Source organism: Bradyrhizobium sp. 195, from assembly GCF_023101665.1.
Lineage (GTDB): Bacteria > Pseudomonadota > Alphaproteobacteria > Rhizobiales > Xanthobacteraceae > Bradyrhizobium.
The window spans coordinates 4,146,580-4,162,820 of record NZ_CP082161.1 but is presented as its reverse complement, the minus strand read 5'-3'; the positions used below and the strand labels follow the sequence as shown (position 1 = coordinate 4,162,820).

13 protein-coding genes and 1 pseudogene are annotated in these 16,241 nt (G+C 64.1%); 7 read left to right on the top strand and 7 right to left on the bottom strand.

From position 1 onward, the window contains the following. Nucleotides 1-79 precede the first annotated feature (79 nt). Nucleotides 80-2,050, top strand: a complete 1,971-nt coding sequence (locus IVB26_RS19085; RefSeq protein ID WP_247966917.1) for a hypothetical protein — start codon at nt 80-82, stop codon at nt 2,048-2,050. Between the two features lie 168 nt (nt 2,051-2,218). Here the strand turns inward: IVB26_RS19085 and aspS are convergent, their stop codons facing one another. Further along, complete coding sequence (gene aspS / locus IVB26_RS19080; protein WP_247966916.1) at nt 2,219-4,090, bottom strand: aspartate--tRNA ligase; 1,872 nt, start codon at nt 4,088-4,090, stop codon at nt 2,219-2,221. Nucleotides 4,091-4,286: 196 nt separating this feature from the next. Between aspS and IVB26_RS19075 the strand changes: the two genes are divergently transcribed. Next, on the top strand, nt 4,287-5,759 hold the full coding sequence (locus IVB26_RS19075; protein WP_247973045.1) for a protein adenylyltransferase SelO: 1,473 nt from the start codon (nt 4,287-4,289) through the stop codon (nt 5,757-5,759). A 122-nt stretch (nt 5,760-5,881) separates the two neighbouring features. Here the strand turns inward: IVB26_RS19075 and IVB26_RS19070 are convergent. Further along, nucleotides 5,882-6,414 (bottom strand): annotated as a pseudogene (locus IVB26_RS19070) (REP-associated tyrosine transposase). A gap of 188 nt (nt 6,415-6,602) precedes the next feature. Between IVB26_RS19070 and IVB26_RS19065 the strand changes: the two are divergent. From IVB26_RS19065 to rnd, 5 genes are all read left to right on the top strand, one after another. After that, entirely contained in the window at nt 6,603-7,454 is an 852-nt protein-coding gene (locus IVB26_RS19065) for a phosphodiesterase (RefSeq protein ID WP_247973044.1), read from the top strand. Between the two features lies 1 nt (nt 7,455). Continuing rightward, the gene (locus IVB26_RS19060) at nt 7,456-8,406 is read left to right on the top strand and encodes a carbohydrate ABC transporter permease (RefSeq protein WP_247973043.1); all 951 of its coding nucleotides are present in this window, start codon (nt 7,456-7,458) and stop codon (nt 8,404-8,406) included. Next, nucleotides 8,403-9,272, top strand: coding sequence for a carbohydrate ABC transporter permease (locus IVB26_RS19055; RefSeq protein WP_247973042.1), 870 nt, complete (start codon nt 8,403-8,405; stop codon nt 9,270-9,272). Before IVB26_RS19060 ends, IVB26_RS19055 begins: the two co-directional genes overlap by 4 nt. A gap of 46 nt (nt 9,273-9,318) precedes the next feature. Next, nucleotides 9,319-10,617 carry an ABC transporter substrate-binding protein gene (locus tag IVB26_RS19050; protein WP_247973041.1) on the top strand — a complete coding sequence of 433 codons (1,299 nt, stop codon included), beginning with the start codon at nt 9,319-9,321 and terminating at the stop codon, nt 10,615-10,617. Nucleotides 10,618-11,217: 600 nt separating this feature from the next. Beyond that, entirely contained in the window at nt 11,218-12,366 is a 1,149-nt protein-coding gene (rnd, locus tag IVB26_RS19045) for a ribonuclease D (RefSeq protein WP_247973040.1), read from the top strand. 311 nt (nt 12,367-12,677) lie between these two features. Here rnd and IVB26_RS19040 read toward each other — a convergent pair whose 3' ends face one another. From IVB26_RS19040 to IVB26_RS19020, 5 genes are all read right to left on the bottom strand, one after another. Then, nucleotides 12,678-14,060 (bottom strand): aspartate aminotransferase family protein, encoded by a 1,383-nt coding sequence (locus IVB26_RS19040; protein WP_247973039.1) that lies wholly within the window; start codon nt 14,058-14,060, stop codon nt 12,678-12,680. A 165-nt stretch (nt 14,061-14,225) separates the two neighbouring features. After that, nucleotides 14,226-14,396 carry a hypothetical protein gene (locus IVB26_RS19035; RefSeq protein ID WP_247973038.1) on the bottom strand — a complete coding sequence of 57 codons (171 nt, stop codon included), beginning with the start codon at nt 14,394-14,396 and terminating at the stop codon, nt 14,226-14,228. Between the two features lie 30 nt (nt 14,397-14,426). After that, the gene (locus tag IVB26_RS19030) at nt 14,427-14,990 is read right to left on the bottom strand and encodes an isochorismatase family protein (protein ID WP_247973037.1); all 564 of its coding nucleotides are present in this window, start codon (nt 14,988-14,990) and stop codon (nt 14,427-14,429) included. 25 nt (nt 14,991-15,015) lie between these two features. After that, nucleotides 15,016-15,636, bottom strand: a complete 621-nt coding sequence (locus tag IVB26_RS19025; RefSeq protein ID WP_247973036.1) for a GNAT family N-acetyltransferase — start codon at nt 15,634-15,636, stop codon at nt 15,016-15,018. Then, nucleotides 15,623-16,240 carry a hypothetical protein gene (locus IVB26_RS19020; RefSeq protein WP_247973035.1) on the bottom strand — a complete coding sequence of 206 codons (618 nt, stop codon included), beginning with the start codon at nt 16,238-16,240 and terminating at the stop codon, nt 15,623-15,625. Before IVB26_RS19020 ends, IVB26_RS19025 begins: the two co-directional genes overlap by 14 nt. Nucleotide 16,241: the final 1 nt, after the last annotated feature.

The window sequence follows — 16,241 nt, the reverse complement described above, 5'->3', positions numbered from 1 at the left end:
CCATAGCTTTCTCTGGACCGCGCGGCGTTTCGCGAATATGGCAGGTTGCGCGGTGCAAAAGAGCAATCGGAGTCATGGCATGAAGCGAATCCTGATCGGCCTGGTCGCACTCCTCGTGCTCGGCGCGGGCGGATGGTTCGGCTTCAACTTCTATGTCCAGCATCGCGCCACCGCCGAGGTCGAGGCCGCGTTCGAACGGATCCGTTCGAGCGGCGGCAAGGCGAGCCATGGCAAGGTCGGGTTCGAGCTCGCGACCCGAACGCTGACGATCGAGGATATCGCGATCGCTCCCGGCGAGCAGCCGCAGGCGCAGATCAAGATCGCCGGCATCAAGGGCACCGGCGTTCGCCTGATCGACGACAACAGTTTCTCGGCCGACAGCATCGACGTCGCGGGTTTCGAAGTCGCGCTGGACCAGGTCGGCGCCGCGAAACTGAAGGCGTCCTACAAGATCCCGCAACTCACCTTGCGTGACTATGCCGGCCCCGTTCACGCCGGCAATGCGCCGACGGGCGGCTCCCTGATCGAGATTTACCGCTATGTGCTCGATCAATACGCCAGCATCACGGCATCGTCCGTCACGGCTCCGACGCTGACGATGACCTTCGATACGAGCCGCAGCGCCGCCGGCAGCGGCGAGGTCGCCTATTCCGGCCTGGCGATCCAGAATCTCAAGCGCGGCAAGATCGATGCAATGAAGGCGGACCGCGCTGTCTTCACCATCAACGTTCCGCAACCGGGCAAGCAGGACAAGCTGACCGGCGACCTCTCCAACATCGTCGTCAACGATTTCGACGCCACCGCGATCGCCGCGGCGCTCGATCCGCAGAAGAGCGACGACGACAGCTACCATCGCGTCTACCGGCAGATCTCGGCGGGCCCCTATGTGCTCAAATCGACCCAGGGCATGCGGATGGACATCGACGGGATCACCTTCGAGGACATCGCGGTACAGCCGTCAAAATTCCGGCCGGCCGAGATCGTTGCGCTCATGCCGACGGACCGGTCGGTGGTCCCGACCGCCGCGCAATCGCGCGAGATGATGGAGAAGCTCGCCGGATTCTATGAAGGCTTTCGCATCGGCAAGATCGAGATCGGCAAGACATCCATGGGCACGCCGCAAGGGACGGCCAGGATCAATGCCGTCAAATACCGGGAGGGCGAGTTCGCGGTCGAAGGCGTCGATACGCCGTCGCCGCAAGGGCAGTTCAAGATGGAGCGTTTCGCGCTGAAATCGTTCAGCGCGGCAAACCTGATGCGCTGGGCGACAGGGCTCAGCAGCCACGGGCAGCCGCCCTCGCCCGATCAGATGCTGGGCCTGTTCCGCGTGCTCGAAGGCGCCGAGGTCAAGGGCGTGGTGGCGCCCTACAAGACCACGCGGCAGTTCGTCACCATCGACACGCTCAGCCTGAACTGGGGTCAGTTGGTCGGATCAATCCCGAGCAAGGCCAATCTGGTCGTGAAGATGGTCACGCCCACCGATCCCGCCAATCCGGCGCAGCGGCCGCTGATCATGGCGGGCGTCGACAAGCTCGCGATCAACCTCGATCTCGGCGCCGCCTGGACGGAATCGTCGGGCGCGTTTGCGCTCGCGCCCGCCACGATCGACCTCGGCAATCTCGCCAGGGCGCAGGCCCGCTTCGCGCTCGCCAACGTTCCGCGCGGCGTGTTCACGACCGATCCGGTGCAGGCCATGAGCGATGCCGGGAAGATCGAGACCGGCGCGATCGAGCTCTCGCTGCGCGACAGCGGCGCCGTCGATCTCGTCGTGGCGCAGTTCTCGCGCATGCAGAGTGTCAGCCGCGATGCCGCGCGCAGCGCCATCGTCGAGATGATCCGGGCGCAGGGCGAGAAGCTCGCGGCATCCAATCTCGATGTCAGGGCTGCGGTCGATGCGCTCGCCGGCTTCGTCGCGACGTCAGGGCAGACGCTGACCATCAAGCTGACCCCGCTCGGCAAGGTGCCGGTAGTTCAGCTCATGGATGTCCTGAACAGCGAGCCGGTCGCCGCACTGGCGCAGTTCAGGATCGAGGCGTCGACGGGATTGTAGATCGGGCTGGTGATCTGGTGTCCCGGACGCGGCGCGGCATGAAATGACGCGACGCAGAGCCGGGACCCAGAAAGCCTGATGTTCACCGAGACGTGGGCCCCGGCTCTGCAGCGCACCGCTTAAGTAGCGCTGCGCTGCGTCCGGAGCACGAGACCGAAACCGCCACACTCACTTCTGCGGCAGGTTGACCCGCACATGCAGCTCGCGGAGCTGCTTCGTGGTGGCGTCCGAGGGCGCGCCCATCAAGAGGTCCATGGCCTGCTGGTTCATCGGGAACAACGAGATCTCGCGCAGATTGTTGGTGCCGCACAAGAGCATCACAATACGGTCGACACCCGCGGCCATGCCGCCATGCGGCGGTGCGCCGTACTGGAAGGCGCGGTACATGCCGCCGAAGCGGTCGACCACTTCCTGCTCGCCGTAACCTGCGATCTCGAACGCCTTCACCATCGCTTCCGGCACGTGGTTGCGGATGCCGCCCGAGGCGATCTCGTAGCCGTTGCAGGTGATGTCGTACTGGAACGCCTTGATGGTCAGCGGATCCTGGCCCTTCAGCGCGTCGAGGCCGCCCTGCGGCATCGAGAACGGGTTGTGCGAGAAATCGACCTTCTTGTCGTCCTCGTTGTACTCGTACATCGGGAAGTCGACGATCCAGGCGAGCTCGAACCGTTCCTTGTCGGTGAGGTTCAACTCCTCGCCGACCTTGTTGCGGGCAAGGCCAGAGAATTTCCAGAACTTGTCGGGATCGCCGGCGACGAAGAAGGCGGCATCGCCCGCCTTCAACCCCAACTGTGCACGGATAGCCTCTGTGCGATCCGGACCAATGTTGTTGGCAAGCGGCCCTGCACCTTGGAGGGTCTTAATGGCCTCAATGACCTTACCTTCCTTGGCCAAGGCAGTAGCCTTGTCGGCGATGGCCCTTTCGTCTGCCTTTGACACGTCCAGAGTGTCTTCGCCCCCGCGCCACATGATGTAGCCGAGGCCGGGCTGGCCCTCTCCTTGCGCCCACGAGTTCATGCGATCGCAGAACGCACGGCTGCCGCCGCCCGCGGCCGGGATCGCCCAGACCTGGTTCTTGGGATCTTCGAGCATGCGCGCGAACACCTTGAAGCCGGAGCCGCGGAAATGCTCGGAGACGTCCTGCATCTCGATGGGGTTGCGCAAGTCGGGCTTGTCGCTGCCGTATTTGCGCAAGGCTTCCGCGAACGGAATCCGCCGCCAGCCCTTCGTCACCGGCTTGCCTTTGGCGAACTCCTCGAACACGCCGGTGATGACAGGCTCCATCGCCGCGAAGACGTCATCCTGCGTGACAAAACTCATCTCGACGTCGAGCTGGTAGAACTCGCCGGGCAGACGGTCGGCACGCGGGTCCTCGTCGCGGAAGCAGGGCGCGATCTGGAAATAGCGGTCGAAGCCCGACATCATCAGCAACTGCTTGTACTGCTGCGGCGCCTGCGGCAACGCGTAGAACTTGCCAGGATGAATGCGCGAGGGCACCAGGAAGTCGCGCGCACCTTCCGGCGAGGACGCGGTCAGGATCGGCGTGTTGAACTCGAAGAAGCCCTGTCCCTCCATGCGCCGACGCATCGACTTGATGATCTCGACGCGCGTCATGATGTTCTGATGCAGCTTTTCGCGGCGCAGATCCAGGAAGCGGTACTTCAGGCGGATGTCTTCAGGATATTCCTGGTCGCCGAACACGGGCAGCGGCAGGTCGCCGGCCGGGCCCAGCACCTCGATCTCGCTGACATAGATCTCGATCTTGCCGGTCGGCAGATCGTCATTGTCGGTGCCTTCGGGGCGGCGGCGGGCCTTACCGTCCATCCGCACCACGAATTCGGAGCGCAGCTTTTCGGCCAGCGAGAACGCCGGCGAATCCGGGTCGACCACGCACTGGGTCAGGCCGTAATGGTCGCGCAGGTCGATGAACAGCACGCCGCCATGGTCGCGGACGCGATGGACCCAGCCTGACAGGCGGACCGTCTCGCCGATGTTGCTCTCGCGGAGCGCGCCGCATGTATGTGACCGGTAGCGATGCATGGTCGTCCCAAAATCAATGTCGGATGAAGCGAATCGAACCGCCTGTCCTGGCCGGTCCGAGATTGCGGCAGGGTTTACCCGACGAGGCCGGGGGCGGCAACCAAGGGAACGGTCTGTTTTGGGCCTGAAGCGCCCATTTTTGGCCTATTGAGCCCCAAGCCTTTGCCATCGGGCGTTCCAGCCCTATCTTGAGGCCATGACGGTACATTTCCCCTTCCAGAACTCCTATTCGGCGCTGCCGGACAGCTTCTTTGCCCGCGTCGCGCCGACCCCGGTCGCGGCCCCCCGGCTGATCAAGTTGAACCGGCCGCTGGCGGCCCAGCTCGGGCTCGATCCCGATGTGCTGGAGACCCCGGAAGGCGCCGCGATCCTGGCCGGCAAGACGGTTCCCGACGGCGCCGACCCCATCGCCATGGCTTATGCCGGCCACCAGTTCGGGCAGTTCGTCCCGCAGCTTGGCGATGGCCGCGCCATCCTGCTCGGCGAGGTCATCGATCGGGACGGCGTCCGCCGCGACATCCAGCTCAAGGGATCTGGCCCCACTCCGTTCTCCCGCCGCGGCGACGGCCGCGCCGCGCTCGGGCCGGTCTTGCGCGAATACATCGTCAGCGAGGCGATGTTCGCGCTGGGCATCCCGACCACGCGCTCGCTCGCCGCCGTCGTCACCGGCGAGCACGTCATCCGCGAGACCGCCCTTCCCGGCGCGGTGCTGACCCGCGTCGCCTCGAGCCATATCCGCGTCGGCACTTTCCAGTTCTTCGCCGTCCGCCGCGATACCGAGGCGCTCCGCCGGCTCGCCGATCATGTCATCGCCCGTCATTATCCTGAGCTGCGTGACGTGGAGCGGCCCTATCACGCGCTGCTTGCCGGCGTCGTCGCGCGCCAGGCCGAGCTCGTCGCACGCTGGCTCCTGGTCGGCTTCATCCACGGCGTGATGAACACCGACAACAGCTCGATCTCGGGCGAGACCATCGATTACGGCCCCTGCGCCTTCATGGACGCCTACAATCCCGCGCAGGTGTTTTCCTCGATCGACGAGATGGGCCGCTACGCCTACGCCAACCAGCCGCGCATCGCTTTGTGGAATCTGACGCGGCTTGCCGAATGTCTGCTGCCGCTGTTCGGAGGCGAGCAGGAGAAGGCGGTCGCCGAAGCCCAGGACATTCTCGGCGCCTTCTCGGACGCGTTCAGCAATGCCTATCAAGCTGGCCTGCGCCAGAAGGTCGGCCTGTTCACGGAGCGTGACGGCGACGAGGCCCTGATCCAGGACCTGCTCGATGCCATGGCCAAGAACCAGGCCGACTTCACCCTCACCTTCCGCAAGCTCGGCGATGCCGCGGGCGATGACGCGGCCGACGTGCGCGCCCAGTTCATGGAGCCCGCGGCGTTCGACGAATGGGCCGGCCGTTGGCGCGCGCGCATCGCGCTGGAGCAGCAAGGCGCCGCCGAACGGCAAGCGGCCATGAACGCCGTCAATCCCATGTACATCCCGCGCAACCACCGCGTCGAAGCTGTGATCCAGGCTGCCGTCAACGACGACAATTACGCGCCGTTCGAGGAACTGGTGAAGGTGCTTGCAAAGCCGTATGTGGACCAGCCGGAGCATGCCGCCTACGCCGATCCGCCGCTGCCGGACCAGCGCGTGCTGCAGACGTTCTGCGGGACGTGAGGCATAAACTCGGTGCGTAGGGTGGATTAGCCGCAGGCGTAATCCACCACTTCTCTCGACACGCAGAAAGTAAAAAGGTGGATTACGCTTCGCTAATCTACCCTACGGACTGCCCGCAATCATCACGCCGGTTCTCCGAACTCGCCAACGACCTTCGTGTCACCGCCCCAATCCTCGGGAAACAATCCCGCGCGCACATCGCGGTGAAACGACGAGTACGGCCAGTCGCATACTCTCGACACGTGCCCGTGCTTGATGGGATCGTAGTAGCAATACTCGACATGGCGCGCGTAGTCGGTCTCATTGCGAATGAGGTGCTCCCAGAACCGGCGCTGCCAGATGCCGCGCTCGTTCCGCGCCGCACGGACAGCGCTCAACCGCTCGTTCGCTGGCAGTGCCTTGGCGAAGCGAGTCTTGATCAGCCGCCAGCGAACCGAGAAATCGGAGTCGCCCGGCGGTAATTGCCAAATCGCGTGCAAATGATCCGGCATAACCACAAACGCATCGATGATGAACGGATGGCTCCGGCGCGTTGCAGCGACCGCCTCCCTCAAGATCCGATCTGATCGGTCAAAAGAGTTTTCCGCCGATCAAGCAGGTTCACCGTGAAGAACCAGCATCCTCCGGTGACGAATGCGCGGCGATAATCGGACATGAACCATCAGTAACACAACTTGAGGTTAGTCACAGTGGTGGATTACGCTTCGCTAATCCACCCTACGAACCCGGCTTTTGTGGACGCGGGAACCGCTGTCATCAAACTGAAACACACGCGCTCTAACCGCGTGTCAGGGTCGTCTTGCCGGAGGCGTCCATCCTCCAACGGTCCCGACACAGCGCGCCATGCCCTTCAAATTCATCCACATCACCGACACGCATCTCGCGAACCCGGGACTGAAGCTGTACGGCCTCGACCCGCGGGCCCGGCTGGATGCTGCGATTGCCGACATCAACCAGCATCAGTCCGATGCCGCCTTCGCGGTGGTGACCGGCGACCTCACCCATTGGGGCGAGCCGGAATCCTACGCCAATTTCGCCGACGCCATGGCGGCGCTGAAGATCCCATACATCGCCATGGTCGGAAATCACGATCGCCGCGTCACCTGCCTCGACGCACTCAAGGCCGCGCCGCGCGATGCTAACGGTTTCGTGCAGGGCACACGCACCACCGAGCACGGCCTGTTCGTCTTCCTGGACACGCTGGACGAAAGCAGCCACGCCGGCGAGATGTGCGCCAAGCGCCTCGGCTGGCTCGCAAGCACGCTCGCGGCCGCGCCGGCCGACATGCCGTTCGTCGTCTTCATGCACCATCCGCCCTTCCCGGTCGGCGTCCACGCGATGGACGAAATCGGGCTGAAGCAGAGCGCTGAATTCGCCGAGGTGATTGCGCCCTATCGTTCCCGCATCAGGCACCTCTTCTTCGGCCATGTGCACCGGCCGATCTTCGGCAGCTACGGCAAGATCCCGTTCTCGACGCTGCGCGGCACCAACCACCAGGTCTGGTTCGAGCTCGACGCCGCCGCCACCGAACATCTCGCCAGCCACGAGCCGCCGGCCTATGGCGTGGTGTTGATCGACGACGAGAACCTCGTCGTGCACAGCCACGACTTCCTCGACCAGAGTCTGCGCTTCCCCTTCGAGCCTCCGGCGGGAATGGACGGCCGCGACTATGCGCTCAAGTTCCCGGCGCGGTGAAATGAGCCTCGCTGAACCCGCGGCTCTCCCGGTCGCGACCTCGGCGGCACCGCGCCTGGATGTCCTGAAGCGCCTTACCACCCGCTTCAAAGCCTCGCTGCCGGCCTATTTGCTGCTGCTGCCCTCGCTGATCTTCCTCGCGCTGTTCACCTATGGCGCGATGGGACGCGTGCTCGTCGACGCGCTCTATCAGCGCGCCACGCCCAAAGCGCCCGTCCGCTTTGTCGGTCTGGACAATGTCAGCGCCGTGCTGGCCGATCCCGCATTCACCGGCGCCGTCGTCAACAACCTCATCTACGCCGTCGGCACCGCCGTCCCGAGCATCGCCCTGGCGCTGTTGTTCGCCCTGGCGCTGTCGCGCACCAACGCCGTCAGCAGCGCGCTGCGCGCAGCGCTGTTCCTGCCAGTGTTGATCCCGATGGTCGCGGCCTCCGCGCTGTTCATGTTCGTGTTCCTGCCCAATGTCGGCCTGCTCGACTACTACATCGGCCGGTTGCTCCCGGTGCTGCCGAACTGGCTGGGCGACCCCGACATCGCGCTTTATGCGATCATGGTCATTACGATCTGGAAGAACGCCGGCTATTACATGCTGTTCTTCCTCGCCGGCCTCCAGGCCGTGCCCGAGGACGTGATGGAGGCCGCCCATCTCGACGGCGCCGGGCCTTACATGCGCCTGCGCCACATCATCCTGCCGGAGCTGAAGCCCACCTTCCTGTTCGTCATCGTGATTGCCACGCTCAACGCGGTGACGCAGGTCGACCACGTCTTCGTCATGACCCAGGGCGGGCCGTCGAATTCGACAAATCTGGTGCTGTTCTACATCTACCAGCAAGCGGTCGAGCATTACGACGTCGGCAAGGCCTCGGCGGCGACGCTGCTGACACTCGCCGCGCTGATGAGCCTCACCGCGCTCTCGTTCCGCACGATGGCGAACCGCGAGGGCGGATCATGATGCTGATCGACAGGCTCTACAAGGACGCCCCGCTCGCCACGAGAGGCGAAATCACGCCCAAGCTCGGCTTTCTGCTGACCTTGCTGCTCGCGATCGTCTGGCTCATCCCCTTTCTGTGGATGGTCGTGGCGACGCTGCGCCCGGCTTCCGACGGCATCAACGCCATGGCCGAACTGATGCCGAGCATGAAGCCGACGCTCGACAACGTCAGGGATGCCTGGGAGATCGGCGATTTCCCGCGCTATACGATCAACACCACGATCATCTGCGCCGGCATTTTGCTGGTGCAATTCGTCACCATCACGCTGGCAGGCTTTGCCTTTGCGCGCCTGAACTTCGCCGGCAAGACGCTGATCTTCTATCTGTTCCTGATGCAGCTGATGCTGGTGCCGGTGCTGCTGATCGTCCCGAACCTGTCGCTGGTGGCGCAGCTCGGCCTCTACGACACGCTTACCGGCGTGATGATGCCGTTCTTCGCCTCGGCCTTCGGCACCTTCCTGATGCGCCAGGCTTTTGAGGCCATTCCGACCGAGCTGGAAGACGCCGCCCTGATCGACGGCGCGAGCCTCATCCAGCGCATCCGCCACATCTACGTGCCGCTGTCGATGCCGAGCTTCTCGGCCTTCGCCATCATCTCCGTCACCAACCACTGGAACGACTTCCTGTGGCCGCTGATGGTGATCAATTCGCCGGACAAGCGGCCGCTCACGGTCGGCCTCTCCGTCTTCACCAAGACCGCCGAAGGCACGCAGGCCTGGGGCACCATCGCCGCCGGCACGTTGATGGTGATCGCGCCGCTGCTCGTCACGTTCCTGATCTTCCAGAAGCGCTTCATCAGCTCTTTCGTCACCTCAGGCATCAAATAGGAGATTTTCCGATGCTGTTTTCCCGCAGGCTCATGCTCGGCTTGCCATGGCAGGCACACTGGCAGGCGCCCTCGCCTTTCCGGCTCTCGCCGGCGAGGGCCCGACCGAGATCGATTTGTTCTTCCCCGTCCCCGTCGATGGCAAGCTCGCCCGCGACATGGGCTCCCTGATCAAGGAGTTCAACGAGACCCACCCGGACGTCAAGGCGACCGCTGTGTACACCGGGTCCTATGACGACACTCTGATCAAGACGCGCGCCGCGATCAAGGCCGGCAAGCCGCCGTCCGCCGTGATCATGTCCGCCAACTTCCTGCTCGACATGCAGATCGAGAACGAGCTCACCAATCTCGACGGGCTGATCAAGGCCGACGGCACCACCAAGGAGCAATTCCTCGGTCAGTTCTTCCCGGCCCTGCAAGGCAACGCGGTGATCAACCGCTCGGTGTACGGCGTGCCGTTCCACAATTCGACACCACTGCTCTACATCAATGCCGACAAGGCCAAGGAAGCCGGCCTCGACCCGAACAAGCCGCCGCAGACCTGGGCCGAGCTCACCGACTGGGCCAAGAAGCTCACCAAGCGCGAGGGCGACAAGGTGACCCAATGGGGCATCGCGATCCCCTGCGCCTATGATTATTGCGGCTGGATGATGGAAACGCTCACCATGAGCAATGGCGGGCGCTACTACAACGAGGAGTTCGGCGGCGAGGTCTATTACGACACGCCTTCGATGTTAGGAGCGCTCACCTGGTGGAACGACCTCGTCTACAAGCACAAGGTCCACGCACCCGGTGCGACGCCCGGTCCGGCCGTGAGCACGTCCTTCATCTCCGGCAATGCCGCGATGATGATGCTGTCCACGGGCTCGCTCACTTACGTGCGCGACAACGCCAAGTTCGCCTACAAGGTCGCCTTCATCCCGCGCAACGTCCGCAACGCCGTGCCGATCGGCGGCGCCTCGCTGATCGTTCCGGCAGGGCTGGAGGCTGACAAGCAAAAGGCCGCCTGGACGCTGATCAAGTGGATGACCTCGCCCGAGAAGAGCGGCTGGTGGAGCCGCGCCACCGGCTATTTCGCACCCAACATGGCCGCGTACAAGACGCCTGACATGGTCGACTTCCTGAACAAGAACCCGGACGCCAAGACCGCCGTCGAACAGCTCGACGTCGCAAAGCCGTGGTTTGCGACCTACAAGACCGTGCCGGTGCGCAAGAACCTCGAGGACGAGGTGATGCTGGTCCTCAACGGCAAGAAGCAACCGAAGGAAGCCCTCGCCGCCGCCCAGAAGGCCGCGGACGAGACGCTGAAGCCGTACAATGCGGAGACCTCGCTGAAGCTGCCGTAGCGAAGTCTTGTAGGGTGGATTAGCTTGCGGCTGCGCAAAGCGCAGTCGCGGGCGTAATCCACCAACTTCCCGACGCGGCGAACGCCCAGTGGCGGATTACGCCTTCGGCTAATCCACCCTACGGCACTGCGGCAATTCCGAGATCTTGTAGGGTGGGCAAAGGCGCAACGCGCCGTGCCCACATCCTTTCGCGATAAGCCGCAAATCGTGGGCACGCTTCGCTTTTCCCACCCTACGAAGTGACGGCACCGAGCCCGGCCCCCGTTAACCCGCCGTCCACCATCCGGCCCGGCCCGGCCGCCGGTAACCATTGGAATTAACAGACCCTCAACGCACCCCCGACAAATCTATCAATGTTTCTGGAGATTTCGCCGTGGATCTGTTGGTTTTCGAGTTCCTGGGATTGGCATTGGTCGCCATGTGCGTGGTCGTGGTGGCGCTGCCCTGCGCCCGCAAATCCTCGCACCGGGTCCGCTACGAATAGGAATTTCGTCGGAAAAAGCGATTCCGGCCCAAATGCAAGGCTCGAATTCGCATCGAGCCCCTTGACATCACAGCACTTTCGGCAGAACGGCTGATATCAAGTGTCATGGGCCGTTCATGGATTTGATTACCACCACCGCTGACCTCGCGGCTGCCTGCAGCCGGCTGGCCAAGCACCCCGTCATTACCGTCGATACCGAGTTCCTGCGCGAGACCACCTACTACCCGCTGCTGTGCGTGGTGCAGATGGCCAGCGCCGAGGAAGCGGTCGTCATCGACACCCTGGCCGAGGGGATCGACCTCAAGCCGTTCTTCGAGCTGATGGCCAACGAGAGCGTGCTGAAGGTCTTTCACGCCGCCCGCCAGGACATCGAGATCATCTGGCACCAGGCCAATATCATCCCGCATCCGGTGTTCGACACCCAGGTTGCCGCGATGGTGCTCGGTTACGGCGACAGCATCGCCTACGACGCGCTGGTCGAGAAGGTCGCCGGCCACCGCCCGGACAAGACCCACCGCTTCACCGACTGGTCGCGCCGGCCGCTGACCAAGGAGCAGATGCACTACGCGGTGTCCGACGTCACCCACCTGCGCGACGTATTCGCCGCGCTCGATGCGGACCTCAAGAAGCGCCGCCGCAGCGAATGGGTGTCCATCGAGATGGAGGTCCTCACCTCCCCCAGGACCTACGACTTCCACCCCGAGCGCGCCTGGGAACGGCTGAAGACGCGGGTGCGCAAGCCGAAGGATCTCGCGGTGCTGATGGAGGTCGCGGCCTGGCGCGAGCAGGAAGCCCAGAGCCGAGACGTGCCGCGCGGCCGGGTGCTGCGCGACGAGGCGATCACCGACATCGCGACCCACGCGCCGACCACGCTGGAAAAGCTCGCCCATCTGCGCTCTGTGCCGAAGGGTTTTGAAAAGTCCAAATGGGGCGCGGACATCGTAGCCGCAGTCGAGCGCGGGCTGGCGCGGGATTTTGCGACGCTGCCGAAGCTGGAGAAGCCGCGCAACAACAACAACGGCGCGGCGATCGTCGAGCTCCTGAAGGTGCTGCTGCGCATGACCGCCGAGCGCCACGCGGTCGCCAGCAAGGTGATCGCCACTGTCGACGATCTCGAGGAGATCGCAGCCGACGACGAGGCGGACGTCCCCGCCCTGCGCGGCTGGCGCCGCGAGCTGTTCGGCGATGCCGCGCTGAAGCTGAAGCGCGGCGAGCTGGCGCTGGCGATCGAGAAAGGCCGCGTGATCGGGGTTCAGCGGGCGTAGGCTCAGCCAACGCGGAGCGCCGGGTCGTCATCCTGAGGTGCGAGGCGCGCGGTGCAGAGCACCGTGCGCGGAGCCTCGAAGGATGAACGCCCCGCTGCGGCAGCCGGGCCGTTGCCCTTCGAGGCTCGCCGAAGAGGCGAGCACCTCCAGCGACAACCGCTTCGCCGTTGCGCGGGGGTGACGGTGATGGATTGGAGCTCGCTGCTCCCACATCGTCATTGCGAGGAGCTCTTGCGACGAAGCAATCCAGAGCCTTTCCGCGGAGGCAGTCTGGATTGCTTCGCCACGCTCGCAATGACGACGAGAGAGCCTCAAGCCGGCGTCAGCTTGGCCACTTCCGCCTTCATATCCTCCAGCACACCGGCGATCGCGGCGACCAGATCGTCGATCTGGGCCTTGGTGACGATCAGCGGCGGGCAGATGGCGATGGCGTCCAGCATGTTGCGCGAGATCACGCCGCGCTCCTGGAGCATGCGGCTGGCGATGCCGCCGACCGCACCGGGCGTCGCGGCTGCGGTCTTGCGGCCCTTGTCGAGCACGAGCTCGATCGCCGCGATCATGCCGACGCCGCGAACCTCGCCGACCAGCGGATGGCTGGTGAGCTCGCGCAAGCGGCCCTGCATGTAGCCGCCGAGCTCGGCGGCATGCGCGACCAGGCCGCGCTCTTCGATGATCTTGAGGTTTTCCAGCGCAATCGCCGAGCCGACCGGATGGCCGCCCGCGGTGAAGCCGTGGCCGAGCACGCCGATCTTGTTGCTCTCGTCAGCGATCGGCTCGAACATGCGGTCGTTCATGATGATCGCCGAGAATGGGAAATAGCTCGAGGTGATCTGCTTGGAGACCACGAGCACGTCGGGCTTGATGCCATAGGTCTCGCAACCGAACATCTTGCCGGTGCGGCCGAAGCCGCAGATCACCTCGTCCGCGACGAAGAGGATGTCGTACTTGTTCAGGACCTTCTGGATCTTGTCCCAATAGGTCGCCGGCGGCACGATGACGCCGCCCGCGCCCATCACCGGCTCGCCGAAGAACGCCGCGATCGTATCGGGCCCTTCCCTCTGGATCAGGGCGTCGAGCTCCTCCGCCCGGCGCGTCGCGAACGCCTCCTCGCTCTCGCCGGGGGCGCCGTCCTTGTAGAAATGCGGCGAGCCCGTGTGCAGGATGTTCGGCAGCGGCAGATCGAACGAGCGATGGTTGTTCGGCAGGCCCGTGAGACTGGCCGAGGCAATGGTGACGCCATGATAGGCGCGCATCCGGCTGATCACCTTCTTGCGCTGTGGCTGGCCGAGCGCGTTGGAGCGATAGGCGATCAGCTTCAACACGGTGTCGTTGGCTTCCGAGCCGGAATTGGTGAAGAACACCTTGCTCATTGGCACAGGCGCGAGCGCCACCAGCTTCTCGGCAAGGTCGATCGAGGGCCCGTGCGATTTGGCGGAGAAGGTGTGATAGAACGGCAGCGCCAGCATCTGCTTGTGCGCGGCCTCGACCAGCCGCTTCTCGTTGAAACCGAGCCCGACGCTCCACAGGCCCGCCATCGCCTCGAAATAGCGCTTGCCCGACGCATCGAAGACATAAGGACCATCACCGCGCTCGATCACCAGCGGACCGGCCTGCTGATGCGTGCGCGCGTTGGTATAGGGATGGAGCTGATAGGCCACATCCCGGGCCTCTTGCGAATTGGGCAGCATGGACATTTGCGAAGATCCTTGAAAGCGTCACGTCGCAGGCAGAGCCGGCGTCATCACTCGATGATCAACTACCTTGGCTATTGCGACAGCGCGAAGCTTGCAACGCCAATTCGTCGGCAGCAAGCGCTCAGCAGCGTTGCACAAAGCCGCATGTCGGGATTTGGGCAGCTCTCACGCCGCGTCGTCGTCATGCCCGTCATCGGCACCGGCAGCGGCTTCCCTCACCTCCACCAACGCTATCGAGAGCAGATAGACCGTCGTTGGCAGACCCAGCCTGCGCGCCGTCTCGGTGGCATGCGACAGATCGCTCGCCAGCTCCTTGAGCTCGTCTCCCCGTGACAATCTCTCACCCCGTCCGCCGGTCACGGCCGCCTACACCGCAACGGCGCCGCTGGTTCTGATCAGTTCGGCGCTGGACTGGATTGTAGCAAAGTTCCCGATGACATTCACTACCGCATGCTTGTAGGCGGCGGCATCGCTCGTACCTGGCTGCCGGCAAGCCACGGCATCAGCGACCACCTGGTAGCGATGGCTGCGGTGAAACCCGTCCACGGCAGTGGCCAGAATGGTCTCGTCCAGGGAAAAACCGATCAGAATGCAGCGTCTGGCGCGGATATTAGACATGTAGTCCACAAACCGCGACGAGCTGTAGGCGGACGGCAGCGGGTGCTCGAACGTCATCTCTCCCGGCCGCGGCTTGGTTTGCGCGATCCAATCGGTCAGCCTGGATGCCGGATTGAACCAGGCGGCCTGCGCGATGCGCTTCAGATGCATCACCGGCCACAGATTGCCGCGCCACAGCGTCAGCAGTTCCAGGCAACGCGCCGTGGTGGCGTCGCCGTCTAGGATGACGTGGCGGCGCCCGGGGGTCAGGTACTCGACCTGAAGATCCGCGCAGACCAGGATCGGCGGATCATCGTGGATAGAAGCCAGCATCGTGTTGCGCAGAGCTGCACCAATTTCAGCGGTCGGCGAGCGCGAGGTCCCGCAGCGGTGAGGACACCGCCCGCCCCGCCGAGGCGTCGAGCACGCCCGGCCGGTCCCAATCGCCCTCGGGACGGATGATCACATAGGGATCGCTGTCGAGCGTGATGGCGTCCGGGCCCGGCTCGATCTCCAGCAGCATTTCCGTGTAGGAAAAATCCGAGAAGGTGATCTTGCGATTGTGACCGAGCGGCTTGGCGCCGAAATGGGCCCAGAAATCAACCAGCCTGTCCTGCGCCTGACCGTAGATCTTGCGAAAGCCCTTGCGCTTCACGTAGTCGACGCTGGCCTGCACCAGCTTGAACGAGACGCGCGAGCGCCGGTATTGGTGACGCACCGCGAGCCGCTCCACCTTGGCGAAATCGCCGAAGAAGCGCACCCGCAGGCAGCCCGCAGGCTCGTTGCCGACGAAGCCGATGAAGTGTGCGGCGACCATGTCGTTGCCGTCGAACTCCTCCTCGAACGGACAATCCTGTTCGGCGAGATAGACCGCGGAGCGGATGGCCGTGACCAGCATGAGATCGCTGGGATCGCGCGCGAGGCGGATGGTGATGTCGCGGGAACAGGGCTTGGCGACAGGAATCCTAGTACCGTGCATCTGCAAAACTCCTTGCTTGGATGATCGCGCCAGGCATGCGCATCGGCTGCCGATGCCAGGGCCGCTCGTAGCACCAGAGATCGGGCTGGAAGCTCGGGACCGGCGCAAAGCCGGTGGCCTTCATGATGTCGCGTCCGGCCACCGTTGACGGCTGCGCATAGCAATCCGCGTTGCGAAACCTTAGCTGTCGCAGATGCGCCGCAGCCTTGCCGAGACCGGCGATACCGCGCCCCGTCGCCGCGATCGCCCAGATGTAGATGGCGGCGACGTCTTCCTTTGCGGAAGCGAGATAGTGCGTCTCGGGCGAGGTGAGACAGATCTCGTCGAGCAGCAGAGCATCGTGCCCGCGGTCATTGAGAAACAGGAAGGCCATGCCGCCGACGAGACGGCCCTTCCGGCTGAACGTCAGGATGCTCTGGGGATCGAACGTGAAGTATCGCGCAAGGTCGGCTGTCCCGATCCGCACGCCCGGCACCAGCCGGTGCGCCATCTGCGCAAGTGCGGCAATTTCGGAAAATTGCGCGCAATGGACATCGACATCCGGGCTCAGCGGCAAGGCATCGAAATCATGCCTTGCGGCAAACGAGCCCCTTTCCATACCCATA

Excerpts from the sequence above, each read along its gene's own strand:
- IVB26_RS19020 (WP_247973035.1), bottom strand. The coding sequence starts at position 16,240 with ATGGGTATGGAAAGGGGCTCGTTTGCCGCAAGGCATGATTTCGATGCC.
- IVB26_RS19025 (WP_247973036.1), bottom strand. The coding sequence starts at position 15,636 with ATGCACGGTACTAGGATTCCTGTCGCCAAGCCCTGTTCCCGCGACATC.
- IVB26_RS19055 (WP_247973042.1), top strand. The coding sequence starts at position 8,403 with ATGATGCTGATCGACAGGCTCTACAAGGACGCCCCGCTCGCCACGAGA.
- rnd (WP_247973040.1), top strand. The coding sequence starts at position 11,218 with ATGGATTTGATTACCACCACCGCTGACCTCGCGGCTGCCTGCAGCCGG.
- IVB26_RS19085 (WP_247966917.1), top strand. The coding sequence starts at position 80 with ATGAAGCGAATCCTGATCGGCCTGGTCGCACTCCTCGTGCTCGGCGCG.
- IVB26_RS19040 (WP_247973039.1), bottom strand. The coding sequence starts at position 14,060 with ATGTCCATGCTGCCCAATTCGCAAGAGGCCCGGGATGTGGCCTATCAG.
- IVB26_RS19065 (WP_247973044.1), top strand. The coding sequence starts at position 6,603 with ATGCCCTTCAAATTCATCCACATCACCGACACGCATCTCGCGAACCCG.
- IVB26_RS19060 (WP_247973043.1), top strand. The coding sequence starts at position 7,456 with ATGAGCCTCGCTGAACCCGCGGCTCTCCCGGTCGCGACCTCGGCGGCA.
- IVB26_RS19050 (WP_247973041.1), top strand. The coding sequence starts at position 9,319 with ATGGCAGGCACACTGGCAGGCGCCCTCGCCTTTCCGGCTCTCGCCGGC.
- IVB26_RS19075 (WP_247973045.1), top strand. The coding sequence starts at position 4,287 with ATGACGGTACATTTCCCCTTCCAGAACTCCTATTCGGCGCTGCCGGAC.
- IVB26_RS19030 (WP_247973037.1), bottom strand. The coding sequence starts at position 14,990 with ATGCTGGCTTCTATCCACGATGATCCGCCGATCCTGGTCTGCGCGGAT.
- aspS (WP_247966916.1), bottom strand. The coding sequence starts at position 4,090 with ATGCATCGCTACCGGTCACATACATGCGGCGCGCTCCGCGAGAGCAAC.